The 17776-nt window shown below is 41.2% G+C and carries 15 protein-coding genes; 8 read left to right on the top strand and 7 right to left on the bottom strand.

All coding sequences use genetic code 11. The features are described from left to right. Positions 1–160: 160 nt before the first annotated feature. From G399_RS0100425 to mrcB, 3 genes are all read right to left on the bottom strand, one after another. Entirely contained in the window at positions 161–1405 is a 1245-nt protein-coding gene (locus G399_RS0100425) for an ammonium transporter (RefSeq protein WP_006011140.1), read from the bottom strand. A gap of 30 nt (positions 1406–1435) precedes the next feature. After that, positions 1436–1774: a P-II family nitrogen regulator gene (gene glnK / locus G399_RS0100420; RefSeq protein WP_006011141.1), complete on the bottom strand. Its 339-nt coding sequence runs from the start codon at positions 1772–1774 to the stop codon at positions 1436–1438. A gap of 276 nt (positions 1775–2050) precedes the next feature. Then, positions 2051–4384: a penicillin-binding protein 1B gene (mrcB, locus tag G399_RS0100415; protein WP_026843318.1), complete on the bottom strand. Its 2334-nt coding sequence runs from the start codon at positions 4382–4384 to the stop codon at positions 2051–2053. 667 nt (positions 4385–5051) lie between these two features. On the opposite strand from mrcB, the gene G399_RS0100405 reads away from it, so the two are divergent. The 6 genes from G399_RS0100405 to G399_RS0100380 all read left to right on the top strand — a co-directional run bounded on the left by G399_RS0100405 (position 5052) and on the right by G399_RS0100380 (position 11537). Further along, positions 5052–6869, top strand: a complete 1818-nt coding sequence (locus G399_RS0100405) for a PHA/PHB synthase family protein (RefSeq protein ID WP_006011145.1) — start codon at positions 5052–5054, stop codon at positions 6867–6869. A gap of 122 nt (positions 6870–6991) precedes the next feature. Further along, a complete protein-coding gene (gene phaR / locus G399_RS0100400) occupies positions 6992–7423 on the top strand; it encodes a polyhydroxyalkanoate synthesis repressor PhaR (RefSeq protein WP_006011147.1) in 432 nt (143 codons plus the stop codon). Between the two features lie 164 nt (positions 7424–7587). Beyond that, positions 7588–8319, top strand: a complete 732-nt coding sequence (gene phaP / locus G399_RS21145) for a TIGR01841 family phasin (RefSeq protein WP_051288453.1) — start codon at positions 7588–7590, stop codon at positions 8317–8319. A 33-nt stretch (positions 8320–8352) separates the two neighbouring features. Next, positions 8353–8703 carry a phasin family protein gene (locus G399_RS0100390; RefSeq protein ID WP_006011151.1) on the top strand — a complete coding sequence of 117 codons (351 nt, stop codon included), beginning with the start codon at positions 8353–8355 and terminating at the stop codon, positions 8701–8703. Between the two features lie 176 nt (positions 8704–8879). Further along, on the top strand, positions 8880–10097 hold the full coding sequence (locus G399_RS0100385; RefSeq protein ID WP_006011152.1) for a polyhydroxyalkanoate depolymerase: 1218 nt from the start codon (positions 8880–8882) through the stop codon (positions 10095–10097). 297 nt (positions 10098–10394) lie between these two features. Continuing rightward, entirely contained in the window at positions 10395–11537 is a 1143-nt protein-coding gene (locus tag G399_RS0100380; protein ID WP_226988960.1) for a lytic murein transglycosylase, read from the top strand. A 164-nt stretch (positions 11538–11701) separates the two neighbouring features. Here the strand turns inward: G399_RS0100380 and phbB are convergent, their stop codons facing one another. Then, positions 11702–12424, bottom strand: a complete 723-nt coding sequence (gene phbB / locus G399_RS0100375) for an acetoacetyl-CoA reductase (RefSeq protein WP_006011154.1) — start codon at positions 12422–12424, stop codon at positions 11702–11704. Between the two features lie 270 nt (positions 12425–12694). On the opposite strand from phbB, the gene purU reads away from it, so the two are divergent. Then, entirely contained in the window at positions 12695–13543 is an 849-nt protein-coding gene (gene purU, locus G399_RS0100370) for a formyltetrahydrofolate deformylase (protein WP_026843316.1), read from the top strand. Positions 13544–13697: 154 nt separating this feature from the next. On the opposite strand, the gene G399_RS0100365 is transcribed toward purU, so the two are convergent. Together G399_RS0100365 and G399_RS0100360 are read right to left on the bottom strand one after the other, a co-directional pair. Continuing rightward, positions 13698–14327: an SOUL family heme-binding protein gene (locus G399_RS0100365; protein WP_006012741.1), complete on the bottom strand. Its 630-nt coding sequence runs from the start codon at positions 14325–14327 to the stop codon at positions 13698–13700. Between the two features lie 182 nt (positions 14328–14509). Then, positions 14510–15328 carry an HAD family hydrolase gene (locus G399_RS0100360; protein ID WP_006012744.1) on the bottom strand — a complete coding sequence of 273 codons (819 nt, stop codon included), beginning with the start codon at positions 15326–15328 and terminating at the stop codon, positions 14510–14512. Between the two features lie 357 nt (positions 15329–15685). Here G399_RS0100360 and G399_RS19870 point away from each other — a divergent pair, with 357 nt between their 5' ends. Then, positions 15686–16063: a hypothetical protein gene (locus G399_RS19870; RefSeq protein WP_006012749.1), complete on the top strand. Its 378-nt coding sequence runs from the start codon at positions 15686–15688 to the stop codon at positions 16061–16063. A 68-nt stretch (positions 16064–16131) separates the two neighbouring features. On the opposite strand, the gene G399_RS0100345 is transcribed toward G399_RS19870, so the two are convergent. After that, positions 16132–17754, bottom strand: a complete 1623-nt coding sequence (locus G399_RS0100345; protein ID WP_006012752.1) for an NAD(P)/FAD-dependent oxidoreductase — start codon at positions 17752–17754, stop codon at positions 16132–16134. Between the last annotated feature and the right edge of the window lie 22 nt (positions 17755–17776).

Below are 17776 nucleotides of genomic sequence, written 5' to 3'. Positions count from 1 at the left end.
CCTCGATAAATCGAGGCTAATCGTCAATGCTTACGTTAACGGTTGGCGTGTAGTTATTGTTATTTTCACGCCAACTCTTGCTTCCTTTCATCTTCCTTGAATTTCCCTGATAGAGCTAGCTTTCCTTTGCTAGCTCTTTCACTCCTGTAGAATCAGATTATTAACGGCTGATGGTGAAGTCTGGGTAAGCTTCTAATCCACACTCACTCATATCAACGCCTTCAAACTCTTCTTCATCGGTGACCCTGACACCCATAACCGCTTTTATTGCCATCCAAACAATAAGACTGGTTACAAATACCCATATAAAGATAGTCGCAGCACCTAGGATCTGTCCACCGAACTTAGCCGCTGGGTTAGTCAATGGAACAACTAATAAACCAAACAAACCAACAACACCGTGGACTGAAATAGCGCCCACTGGGTCATCGATTTTAAACTTGTCTAGTGCAAGAATACTGCCGACCACAATCAAACCACCACATGCACCAATTACTGCTGCTACCAATGGCGTTGGTGTAGAAGGCTCAGCCGTAATCGCGACCAATCCAGCCAATGCACCATTTAATGCCATGGTCAAGTCGGCTTTACCAAACAATGCTCTTGCAAGTAATAGTGCGGCAACTAAGCCACCAGCAGCAGCCATGTTGGTGTTCATGAATACAACAGCTACACTGTTGGCACTTTCAACGGTCGCGGTTGCTAGTACTGAACCACCATTGAATCCAAACCAACCCATCCATAAAATGAATGTACCTAGCGCTGCCATTGGCAGATTTGCACCTGGAATAGCGTTCACTTTGCCATCCGGACCATACTTACCTTTACGAGCCCCCAGTACAATGACACCAGCTAATGCTGCCGATGCACCTGCCATGTGCACAATACCTGACCCTGCAAAGTCTGAGAAACCAAAATCGCCTAACGTGTATAAACCAAATACGGCTTCGCCACCCCAAGTCCAGCTACCTTCCATTGGGTAAATAAACGCGGTTAGAAAAACAGCAAAGATTAAAAATGACCACAATTTCATACGCTCAGCAACTGCACCAGATACAATTGACATGGCCGTAGCAACAAATACGACTTGGAAGAAAAAGTCAGCTGCAGGTGCATATGTTGCTGCATCCTCAGCAACACCCGTTGCGCCATCAGCCGTAATTCCGTCTAAGAAAAACACGAAATCGCTACCGCCATACATAATACTATAACCGCAAACCATGTACATGATACTTGCGATTGCGTAAAGTGCGACGTTCTTGGTTAAGATTTCGGTTGTGTTTTTAGCGCGCACAAGACCCGCTTCTAACATTGTAAAACCGGCGGCCATCCACATTACTAACACGCCACAGATTAAAAAGTAAAAGGTATCTAGTGCATACCCAAGTTCGAATGTTATTTCCATTTTTGTTCTCCGATTATCTCGCTACGCGACTTAAAGAGCGTCAGCATCTGCTTCGCCAGTACGAATACGCACAGCTTGTTCTAAGTCATAGACGAATACTTTTCCGTCACCAATTTTGCCTGTTTTAGCTGCACCAACAATGGCTTCAACCAAACGCTCAACTTGATCATCGTTTATGGCAATCTCAAGTTTAACTTTGGGTAAAAAATCAACTTGGTATTCAGCGCCACGGTATAACTCAGTGTGACCTTTTTGACGACCAAACCCCTTGACTTCGGTCACGGTTAAACCGTCGATTCCGATTTCAGAGATGGCTTCACGAACATCATCAAGCTTAAAAGGCTTAATGATTGCGGTGACTAATTTCATAGTGTGCTCCTGCGTAATTCAAAAAGAGATAGTAAAGTTAATTTTGCTTATTCAAGACCGATGCCAATACTTAATAGTCAGTAAAATCAAAAAGATAGATTTTGTTAGAGTGATCTGACGAGAATAGGTAGCACCTTAATGGTGCAGTTTGAAATATTTGCCCCATAAGGACGCACTTAACATGATAAAGCAGAGTATGTGGATCCTAATTTACTTAAAATCCAATTATGTCGCACAATATTATTTCAGATCGTACTCATTTTATTGCGACACAATTTAGCGTCCAAACAATTTCTCCCAAAGTGTTTTTGGCTTCTTTTTGGATTGCATTTTAATGGCGGGTTTACCATCACAGGCTATGGCTTGTGTCGGTAGCGCGCTAAGAATTGCTGGCACGCTCACAATATCACCACAACCCGGTGTTGAGAGTTCACCAGTATGTGCGTCAAAGTGCGCAATACCTAGACCTTCGGGGAAACGTCGAGATAAATTTTTAGGCGATTGCTTTTTCTGAAAGGCAATAAATATTTGCATGGCACCGCTAGCACCCGACAAGTTAATTGGAGAGTTGTCGTCGGATCCCATCCACACCGTAGTGACCAAGTTTCTATCAAAACCCGCAAACCAACTATCCCGGTAATCATTAGTTGTGCCCGTTTTACCCGCCATATTAATATTCGGGAAGGCTTTTCTTACTGCACTAGCAGTGCCTTCAAGTGTGACTTTATGCAACGCATAATTAATTAGATAGGTTGCCGACTCATCAGCCCGAATTTCACTTTTAACGTCGCGTAAATAAAGCAATTCGTTTTCGTTTGATGTCACAGCCGCTAGACTGTGCAGTTCATTCAATACTCCATTGTTAGCGATCGTTTGGTACATTTGATTTACCTGCAACACCGACAAATCAATGGCGCCTAAGGTGAGCGCTGGTACTTGTGTTATATCCTTATCCACCCCTAGTCGGTTAATAGTGGAAGCCACTTCGTCTAAACCCACGGCCATACCAAGTTTAACGCTAGGCACATTGTACGATTTAATCAATGCTTCAATTAATGCGACTTGGCCACGAAACTCTTTGTCAGCGTTTAGCGGCTCCCAATACTTACCACCAGTGCTGCGCATTTTTACTGGTGTGTCTTCAAGCATGGTCGCTAAATTATAATGTTCTGGGTCCTCTAAGGCTGACAAATAAACGGCAGGCTTTACCAATGAGCCTATCGGCCGGTAGGCATTTAACGCACGATTAAAGCCACTAAATGTGGTTTCTTTGCCACCCACTATTGCCCTGATCTCACCGGTTTGTACATCAGAAACGACCATTGCGGCTTGTAACTTCGGTTGTTTACGCTTTTGTGAAATACTATCAACTTGTTCTTTGAGGGCTGCTTCGGCACGGCGTTGCGCGTTGATATCTAAGGTTGTGTAAAGTTTAACACCGGACAATTGTTCTGAACGGCGACGGATCACCGTGTTAAGCTCGTCGCGTACTTTGTCCATAAAAGCGGGATGCTGACCACTCGCCAGACTATCACTACTGGCTGTATTTAAGGGCGTAGTTACAAAGGCTGCATAATCGTTACTACTAATTTCATTGGCTTCAAACAACAAGCGTAGCACCACATTGCGACGTTTCAATGCTCGTTCAGGGTGTTTACTTGGTGAATAAAATGAAGGGCCTTTTACCAAACCTATTAACGTGGCTATTTCAGGAATATTAAGCTCCGCCAATGGCTTATCAAAATAGAAGTGACTGGCTAAACCAAAACCATGCACCGCGACAGCGCCATTTTGGCCGAGGAAGACCTCGTTTATATACGCATTAATGATTTCATCTTTGTGATATCTAGCATCAATAACTATCGCCATAACTGCTTCTTTGGCTTTTCGAGTATATGAGCGTTCACGGGTGAGAAAAAAGTTTTTAGCCAACTGTTGGGTTAATGTACTGCCACCCTGCACGGTTCTGCCTGCAATTATATTCGCAAACAAAGCTCGAATGATTGATGTGGGTGCAATACCGTAATGTTGGTAAAAGTCTCTGTCTTCAACGATCACCAATGCTCTTTGTAATAGTTTAGGAATATTATCCTTACCAACTAGCATGCGATCTTCTTCAAGCCCATTCACTAAACGAGACACTAACCAAGGTTCTAATCGTATTAAAGCAAGCGATTTTGAAGTCGGGTTAGCCCCCTTCCCTATCAGGTATTCAATTTTTGTAATGCGCACTCCTTGCCAGGTAATGCGTATATCTCGCTCTGGTTCAAAACCATTAGGAAAATGAAAAGCTCGGCGTTGAATCCGAAGCTGATTTGAATAAATCTGATATTCACCTGTCGATTGAGCCGCAGCAACTTTGCGATAACCCAACAAACTCAATTCATCTTTGACTTCATCTATAGTGATTTCTTGTTTAACTTGCAGCGTCAGCGGACGCGCAAATATTTGCGCAGGCACTTGCCATTTGTTTCCTTCGAATCTCTGCTTTACTTGCGCATCAATATAAATAACATAGGATACAGAAGTTGCCAGTAGGACAATAAAGAGTTTCCAAAAATGACGTTTTAACCACCTAAATGGCAGAAGAGGGATTTCTATTATCTTCAAAGCGTTGATGTTCTCATTATGTTGTTCTCTTTATAATTTTCTGTTTAGGTAATTCTGTTTATAAGTAACTGTATTTACAAATTAGCGCACTCTACTGATAAATTGCTAGGTTATAATTGTAAATTGACGCTAGCAACGACGCTTTTGCACACTAAGCATCTTAATATGAGGCAAGCTCAGCATAAACGAACGTGATGTAACGCAAGCTAATCTTGAATAATCCCTACTACAATGGTCGAAAACTATAGACATTGTTTGGGCTGCAACATAGGCTAAAAGTTCAGCAGTAACAGCAAAGCGCAATACCCACTGGTATTTGAACAAGCTATTTGTTTGTATTACGGTATATTTTGGAGGAAACGTTATGAAAGTCAAAATTGAATTGGACTTAAGCCCCGCCGATGCCAGAGAAATTTTCGGACTGCCTGATTTTAGTCAATTGCATTCAACAATAACAGCAGATCTCGCAGAAAAATGTACATAAGATCCACAAAAAGCCTTTGAAAAATTTATAAAACCTTTGTTAGAAACTGGATGAACGGGCTTTACGGCCTATCAAGAAATGATGGATGGCTTTTTGAAAAACCAGAATAAATCTTAGTAACAAATAATATTGTCATTAATAGCGACTAATAACTGCAGTTAGCACGTCACAATGGAGAATCAAATGGGTACTGATGAGAGTGAAGTTTTAGCTTACATTGAGAAATATGCGACCGTTTTTAATGCCTTGGCTAAAGAGGTGTTGACGAGAACAAACAAAACCGCAGAAGGTGCTGGGGTATCAGCGCCGGGCATGTTCGACCCGCAAAAATTAGCCTCGCTATTAAACGGTGATATTAAAGTTGATTCAAATAAACTTATTCAACAGCAAATGCAATACATGCAAAAACAAGCCGATTTATGGCAACAAGCCTCCAAAGCAATGATGGGTCAGACTCTGGCTGCAAATGCTGAAACAATTGATACAGGAGCCACAGAACCTAAAACTACATCCGGCGACCGCCGGTTCGAGCACAGTGATTGGGAAGACAATCCGGTATTCCACTATATAAAAGAGTCCTATTTAGTCAATTCAGACATGCTCAACAATATGATTGATACGCTAGAATTTAGTGATGAAAAAGCAGCCAAGCAAGCAAAGTTTTTTACTCGTCAATATATCAATTCGCTGGCGCCGACGAACTTTATTTTAACTAATCCAGAAGTTTGCGAGGAAGTGATTAAAAGCAAAGGCGAAAACTTAGTGAAAGGCATGCAAAACTTTCTGGAAGACTTAGAAAAAAGTCCTTTGGAAGCGTTTAAAATGCGCCAAAGTGACAGCGATGCTTTTACGCTTGGTGAAAATTTGGCGAATACCCCCGGAAAGGTCATTTTTCAGAATGAACTTATGCAACTAATTCATTACGCACCCACTCAAGAAAAGCACTATCAAATACCTATTTTGATAACGCCGCCGTTCATTAACAAGTACTATGTTCTTGATTTGGATGAAAAGAAGTCAATGGTGCGCGGGTTGCTAAATGCAGGCTATTGCGTGTTTATGATTTCTTGGGTTAACCCTACCTCCGAATTAGCAGATTACGATTTCACAGATTACATGCGCAAAGGCCCGTTGGCGGCTATTGAGACAATCAAAGCAATAACTAAACAAAAAAAAGTTAATCTAACCGGTTTTTGTGTTGGCGGGACTTTATGTTCAATGACTGCAGCCTATTTAAGGGCAATTGGTGATGATTCCATTGCTTCGCTGACTTTCCTAACCACATTATTAGACTTTAGCGAACCGGGCGAAGTTGGTAATTATTTCTCAGAAGATATGCTATCAATAGTTGAAAAAAACGCAGAAAATAACGGTGTTTTCGACGGGCGGATTACAGGTATGAGTTTTAGTTTGTTGCGCGAAAACAGCTTATTTTGGTCATTCTTTATTGAAAACTATTTAAAAGGTAAAGACCCTGCGCCCTTTGACATTCTCTATTGGAATAGCGACGCAACCAATATTCCATCGGCTTGCCTTAAGCAGTACTTACGCGCCACCTATTGGGAAAATAAGTTAAAAGATCCAGGGGCCTTAGTTATTGATGATATACCTATTGATTTAGCTAACATTGATATGCCAAGCTATTTTCTATCCACCATCGCCGACCATATCGTGCTTTGGCAAGGTGCTTATGAAGGAACCAAAATTGTTGCCGGCGATTGCCGCTTTGTACTGGCTGGCTCAGGGCATTTAGCAGGGGTTATCAATCCGACAGAAGGGGGTAAGTACCCGCACTGGATAAATGATGAACTTCCTGATTCAGCAGAAGACTGGTTAGAGGGAGCAACAGAACATAAAGGGTCTTGGTGGCCAGATTGGCATCAGTGGATGCAATCAACGTCAGGAAACAAAATTAAGGCGCTACACCCGGGCAAAAGTAAACAACATCCGGCCATTATGGACGCACCAGGAGACTATGTGCTCAAACGCTTAGATGAATAGTCAAACAACATTACCTCAAAGCCATGCAATTTTTAATAAATTAGGCTAACCTAATAAGGCTCATAAATGAGCCTTATTATTTTATAATGTAATTTGTTGTTTTTTACTTCTTAGAGGTTACCTTGGTCTTCATCAAAAAATATCCGAATCGCCGTTTGTACGACAGTTCACAAAGCAAGTATGTTAATTTAGATTTTATTAAAATACTGATAAATGACCGGATTGAATTTAAAATAGTGGATTCAAAAACAGACGCGGACATTACAAAGTCAGTACTCTTGCAAATTATTAGTGAGTCGGAAGCAAATGAACAACAATCGCTTTTAACCGATGTTTTGTTGAAACAGCTTATCCGGTTTTACGATAGTGATATGGAAGTGTTCGTTAGGCAGTATCTCGAACAAAGCATTGTTCAGTTCATAGAACAGCAAGATAAAGTGCAAGGATTGATGAAGAATATGGTCGACAACAGCCCAATCGGCATGTTTTCAAAGATTATGGAGCACAATATGTCGGCTTGGAATGCAAACCCGCAAAATAAAAAAGACAGTTAAAACAAACAATTAACTGTTTTTCCACTCAAATACCTTGTTTTATATCAAAAAAATGTTGCAGCGCAGCAAAATAATACTTGATCTTCTCTATAGTTTGTCTATTATTTGATTATACGAAATGTTGCAGTGCAGCAAAGTTTAATTAGACAATAGGAGAAACAAGTATGTTTGGTCAATTTTCAGAACAGATGAAAAACTCATCACAGCCAGCTAGTGAGTTACTTGCTGCTAATGTTAAAGCAATGGAAGCCGTGACTAAGCAACAAACCCTATTTTTCTCTGGGCTGCTTGATGACAGCGTTAAGTTAATGCAAACCATCGCTCAACAAACAGAAATGAAAGACATATTGGCCGCTCAAGCAGTCTATGCTGAATCTTTAAGAGAGCGTTTAACTAGCACATCTGCGAATACTTACAACACGATAAGTTCTGTTTCACAAAAATATACCGACGCAGTAAAGTCAGGCTATGAAACAGCGAGTGAAGTAGCGAAAGAGACAGTTAAAACAGCACCTGTTGTGAAAGCAGCAACGGTCGTAAAAGCAGAGCCAGTTGTGAAAGCAGCACCTGTCGCGAAGGCAGCGCCGGTTGTAAAGGCAGCGCCGGTTGTAAAGGCAGCACCTGTTGTAAAGGCAGCACCTGTTGTAAAGGCAGCACCTGTTGTTAAAGCCACTCCTGCGGTTAAAGCAGATAAGGTACAAAAAGCAGAACTAACAAAAACAGCGGCCAAAACCAAACAAACGCCGAAAGTAATAGCGAAAAAGCAAGTCGCTAAATCTGCAGCGAAACCAGTTACAACACTAAGTGCTGATGAAGTAAAAGCACCGGCGAAAACAAAAGCTGACGACGCTAAAACGGTGTCTGATATTAAATCAGCACCTGTGACGAAAGCTTAATTAAATTTTATTCTTAAATATTGGAGATACATCATGTTAGATCAAGTAAACGAACAACTTAAAGAGTCAATGAAGCCTGTTACTGAATTAGCGACACTAAATATGTCTATTCTTCAAGCACTTGCTGAAAAACAAAATGCACTTTTCTCAACGCTTTTAAGCGGTGGCGTTTCATTTGCTGAAACTGTAAGCAAGCAGAAAGACGTAACTAGCCTAGCTGAAGCGCAAAAAGCGTATTTAGAAGGTTTGCAAGCAACCGTAACTGAATCAGCAAAAGAAACTTATACTCTAGTCTCCGGTGCTCAAACTAAAGCCGGTGAAATGATTAAAGGCTTAAGTGAAGATATGACGGCTAAAATGTCTGCAGCTGCTAAAGCTAAGTAACACGACATTGTCAGTGCACGCCGTTCCGGTTTGTATAAAAATATAAAGCAACTCCAATCACAAGGATTTAACCGTCTCGGTGCTTGGAGTTTTTTTTACCCAATAAGAACTGTTCAAAAGCAATTATCCAGCATTTGCCCAATTCGGTTGCTGGCATTGGATTACTAGGAGACGTGATGAAGTATCAAGCATACGATTATTTTGCAAAAAGCGGACAATTAATGAGCGAAGGTTTTTACTTCCTTAACGAGCTTATTTCACATCCCAGTAACCCATATTCGCATACTTGGAGCGGCCGTATTGCAAGCGCGACTCTTGAATCAGCGATGCGACTCACGCAACGTTATGACAAATTGGGTTTTCATATCACTACGGTTGATGTAAAAGGTAAAACAGTGGCCGTTAAAGAAGAAATAGTATTAGAAAAACCCTTTTGCAACCTAATTCACTTCAACAAAGCAGGACAAACTGACAAAGATAAAGTGCTGCTAGTCGCACCGCTATCTGGACACCATTCAACTCTATTGAAAGGCACTGTTGAAGCCCTCTTACCACGCCACGAAGTTTATATTACTGATTGGCTCGACGCGCGTGACGTGCCATTGGAAGAAGGTCCATTCTCATTCGATTGTTATGTAAGTTATTTAATCGATTTCATGAACAATTTAGGGCCAGAAACGCATTTGATTGCTATCTGTCAGCCTACTGTTCAAGCATTAATTGCAACAGCAGTAATGGCACAAGAAAAAAATCCTAATATACCGAAGTCATTGACCCTAATGGCTGGTCCGATTGATACCAGTAAAAATCCAACTCGTGTGAATGAATTTTCACATGAACACCCAACGAGCTGGTTTGAAAACGTTGCTATTCATACAGTTCCGGCCGGCTATCCTGGTGAGGGCCGTCGGGTTTACCCCGGATTTATGCAACTCGGTGGGTTTATTTCAATGAATAAGGAAACTCACATTAAGAAGCATCAAGAGTATTTCCAGAATTTATTAATTGGCGAGACAGAAGATACCGATCGCTTTAGAGCGTTCTATGATGAGTATTTGTCTGTTTTAGATATGCCGGCAGAGTTTTATTTAGAAACCATCGAGCGTGTATTCAAAAATAACGAGTTAGCCAATAGAACCATTACATATGCTGGCAAGCCTGTCGACTTTAATGCGATTACGAATACGCCACTGATGACAGTTGAGGGGGCGGAAGACGATATTTGTGGTATTGGGCAAACTGAAGCTGCTCAAGATATTTGCCAAAAAATACCAAAAAATATGCGTAAACATCATACCCAGCCAGGTGCTGGTCACTTTGGGATATTTAGTGGCTCGATGTATCGTAAGAATATTCGCCCATTAGTGACAGAGTTTATTGATAAATATTCCTAAAGTGCGTGTAAATATCTAGCCCGATGACGGCGTTAACAAAAATCAAAAAGTGCGAACTCTCGCACTTTTTGTATATTTGATGGTCAGTATGAGTAATACTCTATCTATCTGCATTTAACCTAAGTTTGATGTAGCCAAAGCAAATTACATTTTTAGCATTAGGGAATAATTACTATTATGTTTCGACCGCTTTCTCAAATTAACAGGTCACCAAAAATACGGATTTTTCGTGCACTTACTCGCATATCTTCGATATCAATCGCAATCTCAATTTCAACCTTGACCTATGCACAAACAATGGCGGAACCGTCAGCCAAAAAACAGCAAAGTTTTGCTGAATGCAAAGTGTCACTTGCAGAAATTGCATTCCAGCAAGGCGTTTCAGAAACTCGTATAGCGGCTGAAATTCCAAACTTAACACAAGTTCCAAAAGTGTTAGATTATGATCGTAATCAGCCTGAATTTGTACAAACATTCCCCAGTTACTATAGTGCCAGAGTAAATACATGGCGTATTGAAAAAGGCCGCGAAGCGCTAACAAAAAATAAGAATTTTTTAGCTGAATTGACCAAAAGATACGGAATTCCTGGGCATTATTTACTTGCATTTTGGGGGCTTGAAACTAATTTTGGCAACTATAAAGGTAAAATGTCGACGCTTGATTCATTGGCAACATTAGCGTGTGACCCTCGTCGTAGTGACTATTTTACTGGCGAGTTAATGCTTGCACTGAAACTCATGGATAGAGAATCGCTTAGCAAAGAACAAATGATTGGCTCGTGGGCTGGGGCTATGGGACATACACAGTTTATGCCGACCGCCTACACCAAGTACGCCATCGACGGAGACGGTGATGGCAAAGCAGACCTGTGGAATAGCGAAAAAGATGCACTCACTTCGGCGGCTAATTTTTTGAACAAACTAGGCTGGAAACCTGGCCTAAGATGGGGCCGTGAGGTATTGTTGCCCTCCGACTTCAACTATGCCAACGTCACTAATAAGAAAAAACCGATTAGCCACTGGGCAGATTTACATATTACCAAAGCCGATGGCACAACTGTCGGACAATCCGACATTCCATCAAAGTTAATTGTACCAGCTGGTTATAAAGGGCCTGCATTTTTAACCTATCACAACTTTAATATCATTTTGAGATGGAATAATTCCGAGTTTTACGGCATCGCTGTTGGACAACTCGCCAATCGTATTTTGGGTAATGATGAGTTGAGTAAGCCCTTACCTGAATTACCCAAGTACAGTATTAGCCAAATGGCGCAAATGCAACGAAAATTAAATAGTATAGATATAGATGTTGGTGGTGCAGACGGCATTATTGGCCCTGCGACTAGAGCCGGTATTCGTGAATTTCAAGGTCGTAATAATATGGTTGCCGATGGATTCCCATCAACTGAGACCTTTAACGCGATCCTCGCTTTTTAAACTAGGACCTCAACTTTACGCAGTGAATGCCGCTAATAGAAATTAAAAAAGGAGGCCACACGGCCTCCTAATTGTGTTTTTACCTGCAATTAGCCCCTAGATTGAAAACAATAAAGTAGTTAATTACGCCACTAGTCGACACATGTTGGTGCGCATGCACCAACTTAATACATATGTTGTCCACCATTGATAGACAGTGTAGAGCCAGTAATAAAGCTTGATTCATCATCAACTAAAAATGCCACACTGTTTGCAATATCCTCAGGTTTACCTAAACGGCCGACCGGGATAGTTTTGATAATTTTGATTAAAACCTCTGGAGGTACTGCTCGCACCATATCGGTGTCAACGTAACCAGGGGCAATGGCGTTCACAGTGATACCTTTACTCGCACTTTCCAATGCAAGTGCTTTGGTAAAACCATGTATACCCGACTTAGCCGCCGCATAGTTCACCTGGCCATATTGGCCGGCTTGACCATTTACCGAGCCGACGTTAACGATACGACCAAAGTCTCTGCTACGCATGCCATCAATCACAGCACGACAAGTATTAAAACAAGAAGCTAAGTTGGTTTGAATAACCGCATCCCATTGCTCAAAACTCATTCGATGCATTGTGCCATCTCTAGTAATTCCGGCGTTGTTGACTAAAACATCAATTGGACCATACTCGCTTTCAATTTTAGCTATTCCAGCAGCGGTTTGCTCAAAATTTGAGACATCAAATTTTGCTACTGGAATACCAGTTCGTGCATTAAATTCAGTGGCTTTAGCATCATTGCCAGCATAATTAGCCACAACTTTGTAACCTTTGTCGAAAAGCTTCTTACAAATCGCTTCACCAATTCCACGAGTTCCGCCTGTAACTAATGCTACTCTGGTCATATCCATTCCCTATTGTGTGACTTAACGGTTAAATAAAATACTGCACAAAATTTACTCACTATTTATAATACAAAATACACATTACAATAATGCGACTTTGGTCTATCGGTTATATTTTCTGAGAACTGAATTGATATAGATCACAATAAAATTTATTATTCACTTCAACGTAGCAAAATTTAGACCGAAAATTTCTTATCAATTAAAAAATACCCACGGTATACTTTATATTTAAAATAAAACGTTATCTGCGCAAAAGGAAAACTGGTTTTGCAATCTACTTACCGCCTTGTTATTGATTGTCCCGACCAAACGGGACTAGTGGCTGCTGTGTCACAATTCCTCTGTGAGTATGGCGCCAACATTCTCGAAGCGAGTCATCACTCGGACTTGCAACTCAATCGTTTTTTTATGCGCCACGAAATAGATGCGAAGTCGATTGCAATGGATCATGAGCACTTTGTAAGCGCGTTTAGTAAAGTAGCCGAACGTTATGAGATGCGCTGGACCCTTAATGATTCGCAGAAAAATATGAACGTTGCTCTGTTAGCCAGCAGGGAGTCTCATTGCTTAATTGATGTACTGCATCGATGGCACACTGGCGAACTGCAATGCAACATCCCATGTATTATCGCCAACCATGAAGCAATGCGAGAGTATGCTGACTGGTATAAAGTTCCGTTTCACTTTATTGATTTTTCGGACAAGACAAAAGCATTTAAAGAAGTAGAGAGTTTACTCGAACACTACCAAATTGATTTAACCGTACTTGCCCGATTCATGCAAATTGTGCCAAATTATTTATGCCAAAAACTGGCGGGCAAAGCGATCAATATTCACCATAGTTTTCTACCCTCTTTCGCTGGTGCAAAGCCTTATCAGCAGGCATATGAAAGGGGTGTAAAGCTAATTGGTGCTACCTGTCACTATGTCACTTCAGATCTTGATGATGGGCCTATAATTGAACAAGAAGTCTTGCGTATTAGTCACAGTGATTCAGCTCAAGATATGGTGCGCAAGGGCAAGCGGTGTGAAGTGAATGCACTAGCTAATGGTATTCGATATCACTTGCAAGACCGCATCATTATTCATCAGAACAAAACCTTGGTATTTGCGTAGATGGCTTTTTTTGATTAAAACGCAGCCTGAGTATGAGCATGCTTAAAGCGTGTTGACGTTGCGCTAGCAGTGGTAGTTTAAAGCTTTGCAGTCATTCTCAAGGTTTGGTTTTTATGCTTCTCAATCTGTGTATTTTCGGCACAGTAGAGGGAGGCTATCTAACCTCAACCAACACTTCATTTCGGCGCATCATAGGCAGAGTAAAAGGTCCATTGTAGCCAGCTTTTATGGGCTTACCTATAGCGGTATAGCCGTTATTGGCAATCCAAGCTGTCAGAATTTTTGTATGTTCGTCGACGTTGCTGTCACTGAGTGTACCACTGAACTTAATGGCGGCGACTTTATAGTCTTTAAGTTCACTCACCTGAACATCAGGGTTAGTTGGTTTGGGCGTTGTTTCTAGGGTGAAATCGTTAGGCATAACGAATGACATTAAGGAAATGTCAGCGCTTTCATTCATAAACACAGGGGCGGTCATCGAAATTTCGGTGCCTTTCTTTGTGATTTTTTTATCATCCATCATAACCGGAGCAGTCATAGCAATTTCAGTGGCGCCCTCATTCTCGCCACCAATGTATTTAAACAACTTTCTAAATGCACTATTACCACTTGTTCCAGACATACTAGTTGAGACCAAGATCATTGAATCATAGTTACGAACTTCAATTTTCTGAATATCGTCAGATCTCAGTAAAGTATAGGGTGCAGTATCTACATTACTTTGACCGACCACGGAACATCCCGCCACAAAAATTGATGCAAGTATGGGTAATAGTAATTTCACTTTAAATCCTTAGTTTATGCTTCTATTATGAAGCCAATGTTGAGTAAGGCTCGTAAACTTTTGGGTAGAGAAAGCAATTTACGCTGTACTACTTACTCTTTACGAAGATTTTTCAAAAAAAGTATTGTTCTTGGTAGCCTATTAAATCCATGCACTTTTAGCACAAGGGTGCCTTAGCCCTTTTATAGCGAGAAACGCTCACGCAAAAAGTGCGCTATTCCATCCTTGTGATTATGCCCAATAACAGCACTAGCAGACTTTTTAATTTCGGCCTTTGCATTCTCTGGGGCATAACTCTCATCTGCAAGTGCAAACATACTTAAATCGTTATCACCATCACCAAAGCAAATAATATTACTGGCACCTAATTGCTTTTTTAAATTAGTAACTGCATTGCCCTTACTAGCGCGGCAATGATGAATGTCCATCCACCTAAAATTATCACCCTCTGTGGTTGGTCCGGAGTAGGCGATTAGATTTGGGTGTTTATTAAGCTCTAGCCACATTTCATTAATAGTATCAGAAAAGCCGATCATACTAATATTAGTCACTTGACTGTCAATAGGCAGGGCTTCTAAGGGTAAAAGTGTCGCTTTAGTGCGAGAAAAATACTTATGAACCAACTCTCTTTCAACATCATGACGTGTTTCAGTATGAAAAATAAAGTGATGATGGTTTTCAATGGTGTTAACAAACGGCGTAATCCCGTGCGAAAATGCTAAGTCGATGACCGTGGCAACTTCAGTATGGTTAAGCAGATTTTCCAGAGTGAGTTGTTGGATTTTAGGGTCCCAGACGGTTACCCCATTATTGTATATTTGAGGTAAATTAAAATCATGACCATCAACAATCCCACGAGCGGACAGCATGGTACGCCCCGTTGCCACGGTATACGCTATGTCGTTCTCTCGCAATAGAATAAGGGTTGCTTTGGTAAAGGGTGATATTTCAGATGCATCGTTTAATAGAGTGCCATCTAAATCAAAAAAAATGAGATGCATAAATATGTCTATAGCTCAGTATAATGGGCGAAAATTTAGCCCGATGTTAAAATGAATAGTATGCCAGTAGGTTACGTGTTGGAAGACAATTTAGTTTATATGCGATTGAATGAGCATTACTTAGGCCTAACGCTCAATAAACTGGGGTTGATATTGCTCAGAACTTCAACATAAAAGCATTCATAAAAGCATTCATAAAAGCATTCATAAAAGCATTCATAAAAGCATTCATAAAAGCATTCATAAAAGCATTCCATTTTTATTGAATATTACATTTATATTCAATGCGTTGACTCAACTCCTGTTTATTCTAGTATGATATTGAGCAATAAAAATTAATTTCTAGGAGCACTATTTATGTCTCAAAAGCTAAGCTGCTGGCAATGTGGAAACCTACTTGAAAATGTTATTTTCCCGATGTCGCGGCGCGAAGATTGCTCTGTTTGCGATGCCGATCAACATGTTTGCAAAATGTGTAAAGAATTTGACGGCCGAAATGGATGTAACGAACCCAGTGCAGAAGATGTGACCGACACAGAAAAGGCAAATTTTTGTGATTACTTTTCACCATCGCGAGAGGTTTTCGTTAAAAAAACGCCAAAGAAAGGAAATGCAGAAGCTCAACTAGCGGCTTTATTTGGTGAAGAATCAGACGTGGACAGTGTCAACCATGATGAAAGTTTAACGCCTGCGGAGTTGGCAGAGCGTAAACTTCGGGACATGTTAGGAGGTTAACTTTGATCCAGATATAAAGACATCAATGCTGGCGGGTAACTAGTAAAGCTGTCATCCGTTAATATTCTTTACGATGCGTCGCCTGCAATAGCTAACGCGACTGCTTCGGCTACGCGTATGCCATCTATGCCAGCTGACCATATGCCTCCAGCATAGCCTGCTCCCTCTCCTGCAGGATATAAACCATGCACATTCACACTTTGATAATCTGCTCCGCGCTTGATGCAGATAGGTGAAGAAGTGCGGGTTTCAACTCCAGTTAATAAACCATCTTGTTTAGCAAAACCCTTTATTTGACGATCAAAAGCGGGAATGGCTTCGCGAATAGCATGAGTAACATAATCGGGTACCACTTTACTCAAATCAGTTAACGTAATACCTGGCGTATATGAAGGTTTGACCACCCCAATTTCAGCACTGGGTTGGCCTGTTAAAAAGTCACCAATTAATTGAGCCGGCGCATGATAATTTTCGCCTCCGACGGTAAATGCCAATGCTTCTAAACTGCGCTGCAATTCAATTCCTGCTAAAGGATGACCAGGGTAATCCTCTTCAGGTGTCACTCCGACAACAATAGCGCTATTAGCATTGCGTTCATGCCTGGAGTATTGACTCATTCCATTCGTGACCACTCGACCGGGCTCAGATGCTGCCGCTACCACGGTGCCACCTGGGCACATACAAAAACTATATACCGTGCGGCCATTTTTACAGTGATGTACTAGCTTGTAGTCGGCGGCACCCAAAATTGGGTTGCCTATGTTATCGCCAAAGCGGCTGTGGTCAATCATACTTTGTTCATGTTCAATGCGAAAACCTATCGAAAAGGGTTTTGCTTCAATGTAAACACCTTGTTCATAGAGTGCAGTAAAAGTATCACGGGCACTATGACCAATAGCCAAAATAACTTGTTTGCAGCTGATATAATCGCCTCCCGACAAATATAATCCTTTAATTTTATGATTTTTATTATCAGCTTCTAAATCTAATTTTTCGACTCTGGTGCTGAAGCGGAACTCGCCTCCTAGCGCAATAATTTGCTCGCGCATTTTTTCAACCATATTCACCAGTTTAAAAGTACCTATATGCGGCTTACTCACATACATGATTTCTTCAGGTGCACCGGCGACAACAAATTCATGCAGCACCTTGCGACCGTAATGCTTGCGATCCTTAACCTGGCTGTAAAGTTTACCATCTGAAAAAGTACCTGCTCCACCCTCACCAAATTGCACATTTGATTCTGGATTAAGTTCTTGTTTGCGCCAAAAACCAAAGGTGTCTTTTGTACGTTCACGTACGGCCTTTCCGCGTTCTAAGATAATAGGTTTAAAGCCCATTTGTGCCAAAATCAAAGCGGCAAATAAACCACATGGGCCAAGACCAACAACGACTGGACGGTGGGTAAGATCAGTTGGGGCTTGAGCGACAAACTTATAGCGCATATCGGGTGTTACGCGCACGTGTGGATCACGGCTAAACTGCGCTAACAATTCTTCCTGTTTCTCTACCTCAACGTCGAGCGTATAAATGAGTTGTATGTTTCTATTATTACGTGCGTCATAACCCCGTTTAAATAAATCAAATGACAATAGCTCGCTCTTGCTAATGTTAAGTTTGCTTAAAATGGCAAGCTCAAGTGCCTGCTCATCATGATCGAGCGGTAATTTAATATCGGTTAAACGAAGCATAATACTTTTACTCTTTGTAACG

It is taken from the genome of Brumicola pallidula DSM 14239 = ACAM 615 (assembly GCF_000428905.1).
Classification (GTDB): Bacteria; Pseudomonadota; Gammaproteobacteria; order Enterobacterales; family Alteromonadaceae; genus Glaciecola; species Glaciecola pallidula.
The sequence above is the reverse complement of the archived record's forward strand: the minus strand, read 5'-3'. Positions and strand labels throughout refer to the sequence as shown.